Annotated in this window: 11 protein-coding genes; 2 read left to right on the top strand and 9 right to left on the bottom strand. The window is 46.5% G+C overall.

All coding sequences use genetic code 11. The features are described from left to right. Nucleotides 1-35: 35 nt before the first annotated feature. The 5 genes from AAFP11_RS02830 to AAFP11_RS02810 all read right to left on the bottom strand — a co-directional run bounded on the left by AAFP11_RS02830 (nt 36) and on the right by AAFP11_RS02810 (nt 4921). Nucleotides 36-980 (bottom strand): GDP-L-fucose synthase, encoded by a 945-nt coding sequence (locus AAFP11_RS02830; protein WP_341735652.1) that lies wholly within the window; start codon nt 978-980, stop codon nt 36-38. A 336-nt stretch (nt 981-1316) separates the two neighbouring features. Next, the gene (gene gmd / locus AAFP11_RS02825; protein WP_341735651.1) at nt 1317-2348 is read right to left on the bottom strand and encodes a GDP-mannose 4,6-dehydratase; all 1032 of its coding nucleotides are present in this window, start codon (nt 2346-2348) and stop codon (nt 1317-1319) included. 211 nt (nt 2349-2559) lie between these two features. Next, the gene (locus tag AAFP11_RS02820) at nt 2560-3291 is read right to left on the bottom strand and encodes a sugar transferase (protein ID WP_341735650.1); all 732 of its coding nucleotides are present in this window, start codon (nt 3289-3291) and stop codon (nt 2560-2562) included. A 242-nt stretch (nt 3292-3533) separates the two neighbouring features. Next, nucleotides 3534-4703, bottom strand: coding sequence for a glycosyltransferase (locus AAFP11_RS02815; protein ID WP_341735649.1), 1170 nt, complete (start codon nt 4701-4703; stop codon nt 3534-3536). 26 nt (nt 4704-4729) lie between these two features. Beyond that, the gene (locus AAFP11_RS02810) at nt 4730-4921 is read right to left on the bottom strand and encodes a hypothetical protein (RefSeq protein WP_341735648.1); all 192 of its coding nucleotides are present in this window, start codon (nt 4919-4921) and stop codon (nt 4730-4732) included. Nucleotides 4922-5001: 80 nt separating this feature from the next. On the opposite strand from AAFP11_RS02810, the gene AAFP11_RS02805 reads away from it, so the two are divergent. Then, on the top strand, nt 5002-7035 hold the full coding sequence (locus tag AAFP11_RS02805) for an iron uptake porin (RefSeq protein WP_341735647.1): 2034 nt from the start codon (nt 5002-5004) through the stop codon (nt 7033-7035). A 366-nt stretch (nt 7036-7401) separates the two neighbouring features. Here the strand turns inward: AAFP11_RS02805 and AAFP11_RS02800 are convergent, their stop codons facing one another. The 4 genes from AAFP11_RS02800 to AAFP11_RS02785 form a co-directional block, all read right to left on the bottom strand. Next, entirely contained in the window at nt 7402-9246 is a 1845-nt protein-coding gene (locus tag AAFP11_RS02800; protein WP_341735646.1) for an NFACT RNA binding domain-containing protein, read from the bottom strand. A gap of 80 nt (nt 9247-9326) precedes the next feature. Next, a complete protein-coding gene (locus AAFP11_RS02795) occupies nt 9327-10004 on the bottom strand; it encodes a GIY-YIG nuclease family protein (protein WP_341735645.1) in 678 nt (225 codons plus the stop codon). Nucleotides 10005-10335: 331 nt separating this feature from the next. Beyond that, nucleotides 10336-11199, bottom strand: a complete 864-nt coding sequence (locus tag AAFP11_RS02790; RefSeq protein ID WP_341735644.1) for an aldo/keto reductase — start codon at nt 11197-11199, stop codon at nt 10336-10338. A gap of 122 nt (nt 11200-11321) precedes the next feature. Further along, nucleotides 11322-12104, bottom strand: a complete 783-nt coding sequence (locus tag AAFP11_RS02785) for an ABC transporter permease (RefSeq protein ID WP_341735726.1) — start codon at nt 12102-12104, stop codon at nt 11322-11324. Between the two features lie 176 nt (nt 12105-12280). On the opposite strand from AAFP11_RS02785, the gene AAFP11_RS02780 reads away from it, so the two are divergent. Next, on the top strand, nt 12281-13642 hold the full coding sequence (locus tag AAFP11_RS02780; protein WP_341735643.1) for a branched-chain amino acid ABC transporter substrate-binding protein: 1362 nt from the start codon (nt 12281-12283) through the stop codon (nt 13640-13642). Nucleotides 13643-13741 lie beyond the last annotated feature (99 nt).

The raw sequence follows: 13741 nt of genomic DNA, 5'->3' as shown, positions 1-13741 counted from the left end.
AAACCCGGTTTCTCCAAGAAACCGGGTTTTCACACTCACGCTGCGTGTTTCCGATACCATTCAATCGTATTTTTCAACCCTTCCTTAAACTCCGTCTGTGCAGTAAACCCAAAGGCTGTTTTTGCCCTTTCTGTATCCAAACAACGGCGTGGCTGACCATTGGGTTTATCTGTTTCCCACACAATTTCGCCTTTAAACTCCATCAATTCGCAAATTAACTCAATCAAATCTTTAATTGGTACTTCAGAATTGGTTCCCAAATTCACTGGTTCGGAGTCATTATAATTCTGAGTTGCCATCACGATTCCCCGCGCTGCATCTCTGGAATACAAAAACTCGCGAGTAGGGCTACCGTCGCCCCACACTGGCAATGTTTTGTCTCCCCTTTCTTGGGCTTCGTGGACTTTCCGAATTAATGCAGGGATGACGTGGGAACTCTTGGGGTCAAAGTTGTCTTCCGGGCCGTATAAATTTACTGGTAGCAAGTAGATACCGTTGAATCCGTACTGCTGGCGATAGGATTGCAATTGCACTAATAAGGCTTTTTTGGCTATTCCGTAAGGGGCGTTAGTTACCTCTGGATAGCCGTTCCAGAGGTTGTCTTCTTTGAAAGGAACTGGAGTTAAGTTTGGATAAGCACAAATTGTGCCAACGCAAACAAATTTTGCAACTCCGGCTTCGTAGGCTGCGTGGATTAGTTGCGCGCCCATCATCAAATTGTCGTAAAATAATTCAGCGGGTTTGAGTTGATTTAAACCTATGCCACCGACGTGGGCTGCTAAGTGAATGATAATATCTTGTTGGTCGGCGGCGCGTTTGCAGTTTTCCATGACTCGGAGGTCGCAATCGCGCGATCGCGTCACTGCAATTTTATCAGCATCGGCCCCTGCTTTGACTAACTGATCGATGACTTGACGGCCTAGGAAACCTGCGCCACCTGTGACTAAAATCCGTTTGTTACTTAAGTCTAAGCTGGTCATAATTTTATCCTATTTTTGCATAAAGGTCGATCGACAATCTCAAATATCAACAATGATGAAAGCCTTGATAAATCTCGTTCACAGCCGAGTCTAGATCCCCCTAAATCCCCCTTAATAAGGGGGACTTTGAGTCATTTCCGGTTCCCCCCTTCTTAAGGGGGGCTAGGGGGGATCTAAGTTTAATAGTCAAACCGCATTCTGTGACTGGCTTAGAAGTTAAGTTGACACCAATGGGCAATGCCGTCTCCTAATTTTGGCTACTAATAATTCCGATACTGCCGGATTTAAGATAACCTGTTGGTGAAGCCGCCCTACAGGTTTTTCACAATGATTGAATTAATCAAATCCGTTGCCAGAACCTCGTAACTGCTGATCCAAAGCTTTAATGTCAGCATCTACCATTAAGTGTACTAATTGCTCAAAAGTTACAGAGGGTTCCCAATTTAACTGAGTGCGGGCTTTTGTCGAGTCGCCAATCAACAGTTCGACTTCGGCGGGACGTAGGTAGCGCTCATCAAACTCTACATAATCTTCCCAATTTAAGTTGGTGTAGGTGAAGGCTAAATGTAGGAATTCCTTAATGGAATGGGTCTCGTTGGTCGCAATGACATAATCATCTGGTTTTTCTTGTTGCAGCATCAGCCACATTGCTCGCACATAGTCTTTAGCATAGCCCCAGTCTCGCTTGGCATCGAGATTTCCTAGGTAAAGTTTTTTCTGTTTTCCTGCTAAAATTTTGGCGAGGGCGCGAGTAATTTTGCGAGTTACAAATGTTTCACCACGGCGGGGAGATTCGTGGTTGAATAGGATGCCGTTGCAGGCAAAAAGACCGTAGGATTCGCGATAATTTACGGTTTGCCAGTGACCGTAAACTTTGGCGCAAGCGTAGGGGCTTCTGGGATAAAAAGGTGTTGTTTCTTTTTGGGGAACTTCCTGCACTAAGCCAAACATTTCCGAAGAACCTGCTTGATAAAAGCGCACTTCTATGCCTGTGCGTCGCTGATAGTCTCGAACTGCTTCTAGGAGGCGCAATACGCCCATTCCTACGGCATCAACCGTATATTCTGGGGAGTCAAAGCTAACTCGAACGTGAGATTGAGCTCCTAAGTTATAAACTTCTACTGGCTTGACTTCTTCTAATATCCGGCGCAGAGTGGTGCCGTCGGTTAAGTCTCCGTAGTGGAGAAATAACTTGGCGTCCTCGCTGTGAGGATCGACATAAATGTGGTCAATGCGATCGGTATTGAAACTAGAACTCCGCCGGATAATGCCGTGAACTTCATAGCCTTTTTCTAGCAATAACTCACTTAAATAAGAGCCGTCTTGACCTGTGATACCAGTGATTAGGGCTCGCTTCCGTTGCGTCATCTAAATTGTTCCTTGACAGATTGTAATTTTCAGGGCAGGGGTGCTGTTGCCTGCCGATCGTTTTCTCAAGCTCTAGGTTAACTCACAATTATTCGATCGGTGTCAAAGCAGAGTTGAGATTTTGCAAAGACTTAGCCCGGGCAGTCAGTAGCAAGCATCAGTAGTTAGTAGCAAATTAGTAGTAACTACTGATGCTGACTGCGGACAAAAATTAGTATGCGCCGTTATTTTTAGGAAAAATCACCACGCCAATTGTTTTGAAAACGATCCACATATCCATCCAAAGGTTTTTTTCATTGGCATAATAGAGGTCGATCTGGACTCGGCGGGGATAGGGAATGTCGTTCCGGCCGGAGACTTGCCATAGGCCTGTAATTCCAGGTCTGATGGTCAGAACTTTGTTGATGTAAGTGCCGTATCTAGGCAATTCCTCTTCAACTAAGGGTCTGGGCCCAACTACGCTCATATCTCCCTTCAAAACATTCCAAAATTGGGGAAATTCATCTAAACTGGTCGCTCTGAGAAACCTTCCGATACAGGTGATTCGAGGGTCTTGTTTCAGCTTGAAATTGTCCTCAAACTCTTGACGGAGATGCGGCGATTTTTCCATGATTTCCACCAAGATGTCGTCGGCATTTTCCACCATCGTTCTGAATTTCAGGCAATAAAACATCTTGTGATTTTTGCCTACTCGTTCCTGTACATAAAAAATTGGCCCGGAGGAGCTTAAGGCAATCGAGAGAGCCAAAAGCAGGTAAACCGGAGCAAACAGGATCAGAACCGACAAGGAAAACATGATGTCAAATAACCGTTTGAAAAATTCTCCGTCGAGGCTTTGGAGAGAGCGACTTATGCGTCTGTCTCTAGACAAGACAGGCTGAAAACCGCGTCTCGCGATCGCTCGAATTACCTTGCCGGAGATTAGTTGGCTGTCGGCAGTCATCTTACTCCTTCACTTCACACCACACACAGTCCTGATCATAAAGCCTCAAGACGCTTTGTTCTGTGAATTATGTTTCTAATCGTCAATTTTCTTGGGGAAAGGGGCAGTTGACTGTTGACGGTTGGCAGTTGGCAGTTGGCAGTTGGCAGTTGACGGTTGGCATAGAAAAAATTCTCCCCCTCTCTCCCCATCTCCCTCTCTGTCTCCATCTTCCCCTCTCCCCATCTCCCTCTCTCTCCCAGTCAAGTCTGCGTAAAATCACCGGAGTGAAATTCCTCAAAGCAGTGTTCCACAAAACCCAGATAGCGCTGGCGAAAGACTTCCGGGGCAAATTCCTCGGCGTGGAGTCGCCCGATTTCCGGCTGAAATTTGCCTTGCAACTGTTCAAACTCCTCCACCGCTGCGACTAATGCGGAGGGGGTTTGGGAAGCAAAAAATAAACCAGTCCCCGTCTCTGGATGTTGGCGAATGTCGCGCACTGTCTCCAAGGCGCCACCGGCTGCATAGGCAATTACTGGTGTTCCACAAGCTTGGGCTTCTACCAGGGCGATGCCAAAATCTTCGCAAGCTGCGTATACAAAGGCTTTGGCTTGGGCCATGTATTTTTCCACTACTTCTGCTGGTTGCCATCCGAGTATTTGCACGTTGGGTTTGGCGATTTGTCGCATCATTTCTAATTCAGGCCCGGTGCCGATGACAATGAGATGATGGCCTAGTTGATTGAATGCTTGGACGATCGCGCTGATGTTTTTGTAGCTTACCAATCGGCAAACAGTGACGTAAAAGTCTTGTTTTTGTGCTACTAAGGAAAATCGCTCGATATTGACTGGTGGATAAATCACCTCTGCCCGTCGCCGATAGCAGCGCCAAATCCGGCGGGCTGTATGTTGGGAATTGGCGATGAAATAATCAACGCGATTGGCAGAAATGACTTCCCACTGCCGTAGTTGGTGTAGCAAATATCGCGTCAGCACCCCTGGGATGCCTCGTCCGGCTTTGCTACTGTCCAAATAGTCAAAAGTCATGTCCCAGGCGTAACGCATGGGTGTGTGGCAGTAACAGACGTGTAGTTGGCTGGGACTGCTGAGGATGCCTTTGGCGACGGCATGGGATGATGAGAGGATAATGTCATATTGACGCAAATCTAGTTGTTCGATCGCGATCGGTAAAAAAGGCAAATATTTTTGGACACCTTTGCGGGCGAAAGGAAAGTGCTGCAAAAATGTTGTGCCAATCTGTCGCCCGAAAAGATAGCTTTCGGGATTTTCCGATTCAAAGTCAATCAGGGCATAGACATCGGCTTCTACGTGTTTGAGGATTTCCTCTACTACTAATTCTGAACCGCCCGTGGCTAAGGGCGTTAACCATTCGTGAACTAGGGCATATTTAAGTTTTTCTACAGCAGATTTCACTCTTGTCTCCACACCAGTAACAATTTTTAGCTTGGATTGAGACTAGCAAAAAAAAACAATCCTTCTTGTCTGTAGTCGATCGAACTATTTGTTTGGGCTAATTCTGTCAATATCACTTTGGCTAAGGTGAATGCCCGACTTACTGAAAGTGACAGTACAAAGCTGTTTTGGGAGCGTGAGCGGGCTGGCTGGAGAGGATTATTGACAGCTAATACCATTAGGCCCAATTGATGTATAGTATTTACGATCGCCTAAATCTTCGGGACTGGCGATCGATCCCATGTGGTGTGAGGTAACAATGTCTAAAATTTTGTGGAAAGGACTCTTAGTCAGTCCCGCTGTATTAGCAGCAAGTTTGGTTGTATCTTCTGCTTCCCTAGCAGAGCAACCTCTGGAAATTGCAGCAACGACTCCAGTTAATAAATTGCAATTAGCAGGTGCGGCAACAGAGACAGCAAAGCCCGATACAGAAGCGTTAACGGCAGATTCAGTCTCATTAGCTAGCCCTCAGACTATTGAAACTATTGACAATACAAGTGCGATCGAGTCGATCGCCCCAGTAGCTCAACAGTCACAAGAACCAGCCAACACAGTAGCAGCAGCAGATTTAATCACAACAGAGCCTGTCGCCGCCGCAGCAGTCGCAGAACCCAACAGCACAGTCCTAGGGGCAAACACCAGCGAAGCCAAACCAGCCACCGACTCAACCAGGGCAGTTGCACTACAACCGGAGCAAATTTCCCAATCGACAGCTCCCAAGGCCACATCTCCAGCATTGCCCAATGCCTTAGAGCAAATCAACCAATACAGCGCTGAAGGCACCGACAGCGAAAATGCGGCCGCTCAAGTAACCTCAGTTTCGCAACTGTCTGACGTGCGGCCTACAGATTGGGCGTTCCAAGCTTTGCAGTCCCTGGTAGAACGCTACGGTTGTATCGCTGGCTATCCCGACGGCACTTTCCGTGGCAACCGGGCGATGACTCGCTACGAATTTGCAGCCGGTTTAAACGCCTGTTTGGATAAGGTGAACGAACTGATTAGAGGCGGTAGCAGAGGCCTGGCAACTAAAGAAGATTTAGCTTCTGTGCAAAAATTGCAAGAAGAATTTGCCGCCGAATTAGCAACCTTGCGCGGCCGCGTCGATGCTTTGGAAGCACGGACGGCTGAATTAGAAGCAAATCAGTTTTCGACTACGACTAAACTCAATGGCGAAGTAATATTCGCTTTGACAGGCATCGCCAGAGGAGAAGATGCTAAGGGTCGCGATGCTGATAAAACGACAGCTTTTGGCAGCAGAGTTCGTCTCAACTTCGACACAAGTTTCACAGGCAAAGATTTACTGAGAACTCGACTGCAAGTTTTAAATTTGGGTTCATTTTCTACTAATAATACGAAAACTGCTGAAGGAGAATTGCGGTTTAATGCTGGGCCTTTTGGCACTGCTAGCAATACTGTAGGTTTAGATGCGTTGTTTTATCAATTCCCTCTAGGGAAAAGCACTACAGTCATTCTCGAAGCCAATGCCGGGGCTGCTGACGATTTCACAAATACGGTGAACCCTTACTTTGACGGAGATGGGGGAAGCGGAGCTCTTTCTAACTTCGGTACTCGCAACCCGATTTACTATTTAACCGCAGGTACCGGTATCGCTTTGCGGCATCAATTTGGGGACAAACTTGAACTGAGTTTGGGATATTTGGCCGGCAATGCTGCTAACCCAACACGGGGAAATGGTTTATTTAACGGCTCCTACGGCGGTTTGGCTCAGTTGACTTTTAAGCCGACAAGTAGCATGACTTTAGGTTTGACTTACCTTAATTCCTACAACTTCGTCACTGGTACCGGCAGCAATGCTTCTAATTTTCCGAGCCGGCTCGGTTACTTCCGGCTAGGTGACGGTACTGTTCCGGTTTCTAGCAATTCTTACGGCTTGGAGGCTTCCTGGAAGGTGAACCGTGGACTTGCGGTTGGCGGTTGGGCTGGTTACACCAATCAGCGCATTTTATCCAACTTGGCAACTCCTACGGGTTCTGTCCAGCGGGGAGACCAAAAAATCTGGAACTGGGCAGTTACTTTGGCTTTTCCCGATTTATTGAAAGAGGGAAATGTCGCTGGCTTTTTGGTAGGTATGGAACCGAGAGTGACGAGTTCCACTAATCGGAAATTGCCCGAAGATAAGGATACTTCGTTGCACATTGAAGGTTTCTATCAGTTCAAGTTGAGTGACAATATTTCCATCACTCCTGGTTTAATTTGGCTGACTGCTCCCGACCACAATAAGAATAACTCTGATTTGTTGATTGGCGTGGTCAGAACGACTTTCACTTTCTAGGTTGTTTTTAACCGCAGATTAACGCAGATTCATGGTCTGCGTTAATCTGTACAGTGCTTTTTGGTCATTGGAACGAACCGCCAAGACTCTAGACCTTCTTCCTCCCTCTGCGTCCTCTGTGTTCTCTGCGGTTAAATCATTCCCCTGCAATGGTCAAAAATATTAAATACTCAACAAGAACGACCAGCTTTTTGTGAAAGCTGGTCTGCTAATTAATTAAGTCCGTTGTTCTCTCAAAGTGAGGAAACCCAAACAGCGCGTTCCCTTGCAGCGGGTTCTTCAAAACATATCATCCTTCGAGAGTGTTCTTTTAGCAAGAAAATTTAATTTTTGCAATAAAACTTTACATTTCGGGACGGACTTAGATTAAGCTGTGGCTTGCTGCGGTCTGCCCCAGACTATGCGCTCCTGCTTGTATACAACCATACCAGGTTTTGCGCCTTTGGGCTTATACACATATTTCGGTTCTGTATACACTACTGGTACTTGTTCGCTCTGACGGGCGCGACTGTAGTAGGCGGCCATGTTGGCGGCAAATTGCAAATCGGCTTCTTCGGCAACTGTGCCCGGTGTGACGCGCAGCAATGCGTGACTTCCGGGAATTTCTAGGGTGTGGAACCAGATGTCGTAGTCCCCTGCTACGCGAAAGGTGAGTTGGTCGTTTTGGCGGTTGTTGCGCCCGATTAATAATTCAAAGCCACTGGGGGTTTGGTAGCGGTGAAATTCGATCGCAGCATTTTTGTCCGTACTGCGGTAATCTGGAGCATCTAGATATTTTTGTTGAATCAGTTCTTCGCGGATTTCTGCTAGGGTTTGCAAATCTTGGGTGTTGCGGTAGGTTTCTAATACCGAAAGTGCAGCTTCTACTTGTTCTAGATAGTCTATTTCTTCTTGGACGGCGGCCAATAACGGCTCTACGGCAATGCGAGCTCTTTTAAGTTTTTGGTGCTTTTTGTAGAGTGCTTGAGCGTTTTGGACGGCGTTTTTTTCGGGATTCAGGGGAATAGCAACTGGTTGGTTGGTTTCAAAGTCTGGTAGAGAAATGGTTTTCATTCCCGGTTGCCAATGTTGTAAGTTTGCCATGAGCAAATCGGCTTGGGATTTGTGGGTGTCGGCTACTTCTGACTGCTGTAATTTTTGTTTGAAGGTGTTGGCTTTGAGTTTGAGTTTTGCTAGCAGGTTAATCAGTTTTTGACTTAGTTGATGTCGCACTTGGGCGAATACTTCTTGGTTGATTTCGCTGGTGTAGTAGCTGTTGAGTAATTCTTGGACTGAAGGGAAGGCAGAGGTTAACTCCTCTCTACCCGTCCCAATCGAAGTTAACCCCCCCCAGCCCCCCCCAAGGGGGGAAAGAATCGGGGAAGTATTAGAGGGCACGCACGCACCATCCACCGCCCCTACATTATGATTTTCGGGTGCTGGCCAGTCGATGACGGTGTAGCCTTGGGCTGTCAAACTGGGTTTGAATTTTGAGTTTTCTAGGGATTCTAGCCAGTATTGCCACCGCTGGAATAGTTGCTGCCAGTCGTGGGGGCTGAGGCTGTCGGTGGATTGTTCTGGGTCTAAATTGGCCGATCGAATCATAGACCAAATTAAAGCCTTGCTCAACCCTCGATAATTCTTCAACAGGTTGCGGTGTAATTGCCCAGGAACTAGGCTAATTCTTTCTTGCCATCTGTTTTGAGGTTCGATCGCGCTTGGTGCTGTATCGGTCAAAGCCGGGGGCATTTCGTAGGGTTGCCCGGTTTGGATGGGGCGCACGCTGGACTGTTTGGCGCTGACTTGGTGAGCACAGGTGACAACGAGATTGTCGTGGGCGGTGAGGATGACGTTGCTGTATTTGCCGATGATTTCGGCGTAGAGGTGCCACAGGGCTGGTTCTCCTGGGCGTTGGGCGAATTGCAAGTCTACAACTCTTTCCCAGGGGGAGATGGGGGCGATGGAAACTAGGGCTAAACCGCTGAGTTGGTGTCGCAGTTGTTGGCTGAAGGTGAAGGTGTCGGGAATGCGGGGCGGGGGGTCGCCGACGCAGATGCGGGCGGCTACGGGATGCCAGGAAAGGTCAATCCAGCCCCGTTTGTTCATGGTGCGTAGGGCTAGGGACACAGTGAAGCGATCGCGCTGGTAGACTTGTTCTAAGCGTGCTGGCAGCCATTGGGCCCGCAGTTCGCTGCAAGCCGCAGTTAAAGTTGTCAAGTCTACAGGTTGCATCGATTTTGGATTTTGGATTTTGGATTTTGGATTTCGGATTTATCGATTCTGGATTAAAAGAAGAACCAGTCGCTTCACTTTTAGTTAGATGCTTTGGTTTCTTGGGTTTGCGACTGAATTATAGCACTCCAATCATCATCATTAACAGCAGATTCCAAATCTTTGCCGCGTTCATCGGCATTTTTGGCTGCTATTTCTAACTCTTTGGTAAGAGTGGAATCTGCCATTGCTTTGCGTAATTTCAGTTTCTTTTCTTCATAAGCTTTTTGCTCATCAGCAGACATTGCAGCCCGTGCGGCTTGACCGACTGTACTCGCCCACATTTCGCTGTCTGCATCGTTTCCAGGGGGAATGTTGCCAAGTTCTGCTATCCAAGCATCGCGCAAATTTTCCATTTCTTCTCGCTTGGGAAATTTGAAGGTTTGGACGCGGAGGAATGCACAGTTTTCTATTCCATTTTGGGCGATATGACCGTTGAGAGAAAGCAGGATATTTCGCGAATATCCTATATACTGGGTTTGATGGGAAGTATCTATTACGGCATAAACGCCAGCGACTTTGGCGTTAGTTGCTAAATCGCGCCAGGTTGCGATCGATATTATTTGTGTTCCGTCATTTTCTAATGCCTGAATTGCTGTCGCAGCACCATGTTCTTCATCGGAACTGTACAAAAAGTTGTGTAGTCCTTCATGGGCGACTGGTACGTTTTGATGTTCGATTGCTAAGTCTAAATTGGTATTCACTTGATTGATTTCCATAAAATTTCCTTTCTCCAAAAATATCACTTTTCTGGGCGGGCAAGATGCCCACCCCACAATCAAGTTTACTCTTTGTGGAACAGGCATCTTGCCTGTTGTTGATGATCCACAATCAATTTTACTCTTTGTGGAACAGGCATCTTGCCTGTTATTGATGATCCACAATCAAGTTTACTCTTTGTGGAACAGGCATCTTGCCTGTTATTGATGATCCACAATCAAGTTTACTCTTTGTGGAACAGGCATCTTGCCTGTTATTGATGATCCACAATCAATTTTACTCTTTGTGGAACAGGCATCTTGCCTGTTGGCTTGTTTTTTTGTGATCTACTTAACTTGCTGAAATTTGTTGAATTTCCTCATCAGTCAACTTTACATCCATCGCTTTTACAGAGTCTTCGATGCTGGATAGTTTGGTCGCAGCGGGAATGGGAACGATACAGGGAGATTTTGCCATCAACCAGGCTAACACTATACAGTAAACTGAAACGTTTTTTTCTGCTGCTAATTTCGCGATCGCCGGCATATCTTGCAAACTGGTGACGCGACGGCTTCCTCCGAGAGGACTCCAAGGAAAAAATGTCAGTTTTTCGGTTTCACAGTATTCCAGTACGCCGTCTGATTCTGGTTCTCTGTGCCAAGGATTGTATTGATTTTGAACTGAGGCAATTTCTACTGTATCGCGGGCGCGCTTGATTTGTTCTACTGAGAAGTTGGAGACTCCCACAAATCGAACTATTCCCTCTGCAACTGCTTCTTTTGCTGGTGCTAGGGCTTCTTCGATGGTATAACTAGGATCGGGGGCGTGATATTGCCAAAGGTCGATGGGTTTTTGGCCGCCCAAGGCTTCAAAACTTTCGCGAATTGTCTTGCGTAAATGGTGGGGGTTGCCGTTCCGCGTCCAAGCACCTTGAGGTCGCATCAACCCACCTTTTGTGGCGACGGTGACAGATCTAATATCTCCTGTATACTGTTGTAAGGCTTTGGCAATTAGTTCCTCGTTATGGTGTTTGTCGGATTGATCTTGGCAGTAAGAATCTGCTGTGTCAATTAATGTGACTCCCAAATCTAGGGCGCGGTGAATTACGGCGATCGCCTGGGATTCTGTTGGTCTACCATTTAAGGATAGTGGCATCCCTCCCAGACCAATTGCGCTGATATTAAAGTTAGTGTTTCCGAGTTTTTTGTTTTTCATTGGTTTGCCTTTTTTTGATTGTTTATTTGTAGTGTTAGATTGTTATGGATATTTAAAATATGTAATTTCATCATACAACAATTAACAGTCAAAAGTCAACTGTTTACTGTTTGAATTCATAACTAACTGGAAGCGCTGGTGTAAAATCGGAGTGCAAATTGCCAGAAGTAGCGGGAAGCGAACAAAAGTGCGATCGCCAAAAGGCCTGCTCCTGCTATCCAAAGTATATCACCTCTGCCTAACATTGCTTCTGCCGGGACTGTGGTCAAAAAAGCAACCGGGACTATAAACGTGAAGAAAAATCGATAAGCTGCGGGATAAGCTACCATGGGAAATCTACCAGCTTCTAACAATCCTCTGAGGACTTCAGTAACGTTATAAATCTTGACAAACCAAATACTGGTTGCACCCAACATAAACCAGATACTGTAAAGACTCACCATGCCAAATAACAGCGGTATTGCAGTTAAGAAATAGTTGGTGATTTCTACTCCTAATTTGTTGGCCGAGTACAGCAGCAACACCGCGCCGAAGATGATATCGGGTATTCCCCACGGAGATACAGTGTTTGCAGACAGCCAGAATTGGGAACTGATGGGTTTGAGGAGGACAAAATCCAGGGTGCCTTGCTGCACTCGATCGACAATCCGGCTAAGATTAGGTGCGAGAAAGGCTGAGGAAAAACCCTGTAAAATCGTGAAAATGCCCAGTACAACTAAGGCTTCTTCCCATTTCCACCCAGAAAATGTGTTACCGTTGCGGTAGAACAGAAACAGCCCAAACAAACTACCAGTCAGGTTTCCGATGCTGCTGAGAGCCGCGAGGAAAAAATTGATGCGGTATTCGAGTTCTGCTGCGATCGCCGCCCCCCAAAAAAGTTTCACTACGTGCACATATCGTCCCATATTTATGGTCATTTTTACTCCGGGAAATACTTTCATCTCATCATATTGTAAAGCTGCGATGAAGTTAATTGCTGATTCGGCTTCCCCTTTAACTATAATTTTAAGTTATTAAACAGTGTATTTAATTTTTACACAGTGAAAATATGCTAAGACCCAAGCAACAAACCAACGGACCTATGAACCTGTCACCGAAGTTAGGGGGCAAAAGTCCCACACCCAAAAACACCAACCCAAAAGAGCATTTCAACGCCATAGGGTTGCGGACATTACTCGTGACTGCTTCCATAGCCTCTCTGTGCGCGAGTTGTCAAAGCCCGCAAACACCCACCGCCACAAGTTCCGGTAGCACTCCCAGCAGCACTCCCGCAGCCTCTCCTGTCGCAGTTAGCAGTCCTGCCGACCCCAACACTGTCAAAATTGTCTCTATGCTGCCGATGACAGGTAGTGCCTTGGGTCAAGCTCAAACAATGGTCAATGGGATTAAACAAGCCCTGGCTGAAACCGATTCCAAAGCCTGCGACGGCAAAATCAAGATGGAATACGAAGTGCTTGATGACGCCACTGCTGCGGCTGGCAAATGGGACCCAAGCCAAGTTACATCCAATGCTAATAAAGTAGCAGCCGATGGTTCGGTAGTTGCTGCGATCGGTCACTATAACTCAGGCGCTGCCAAACTTTCAATTCCCGTGCTCAACCAAGCTAATGTAGTGATGGTGAGTCCGGCAAACACCTATCCGGGCTTGACAAAACCAGGAAAAGGTGAGCCCAAAGAACCCAATGTTTATTACCCCGCAGGTACTCGCAATTTTAGTCGGGTTGTCCCGGCTGATGACCTCCAAGGTGCTGTCGCGGCCAACTGGGCGAAATCTTTAGGAGTTAAAAAAGTCTATATTCTGGATGACCAAGAACTCTACGGCAAAGGTATTGCTGACGTTTTTGAAGCAAGTGCTAAAACTGCGGGAATTGAGGTGCTTGGTCGTGAGGGAATTGATATCAAAGCCAGTGATTATAAAGCTTTAATGAATAAGATCAAGGCTTTAAATCCCGAAATGATTTATTTTGGTGGTACGACCCAAAGCAATGCCGGACAAATAATTAAAGACATCAGAAATGTCGGTATGACACAGGAAGCAGTCAAATTCATGGGACCAGACGGCATTAAAGAGCAAGCTTTAATTGATGCTGGAGGTAAAGATGCCGAAGGTGTTTATGCTACCTTTGGTGGCTTACCTCCAAAAGAATTGACTGGTGAGGGCGCTAAGTGGTACGCCGGTTACAAGGCAAAATATAATGCTGAACCGGAAGCTTATGCAGCTTATGCTTATGAATCTGCTAAGGTGATTATCGGCGCGATTAATAAGGTTTGTAAAAATGACCGCGCAGCTATCCGCGATGCTGTTTTGGCAACTAAAGATTTTAATGGGGTACTTGGTAATTGGAGTTTTGATGCTAATGGCGACACTAGCTTGACTACTATGTCAGGAAATGTTGTTAAAGGTGGGAAGTGGGAGTTTGTTAGCCCGCTTAAGACTGAATAATTAGTTAGTTGTCAGTTGTCAGTTTAACTGGTTAACTGGTTAACTGGTTCCCCGGCTCTGCCTGGGAACCCATGTCTAGAGGCTCTGCCTCGCTTTTCT

Origin of the sequence: Microcoleus sp. CAWBG640, assembly GCF_020883015.1 — a bacterium.
In the GTDB taxonomy this organism is placed as follows: Bacteria; Cyanobacteriota; Cyanobacteriia; order Cyanobacteriales; family Microcoleaceae; genus Microcoleus; species Microcoleus anatoxicus.
Note: the sequence above shows the minus strand (reverse complement) of the source record. Positions and strands in the feature narration are given on the sequence as shown.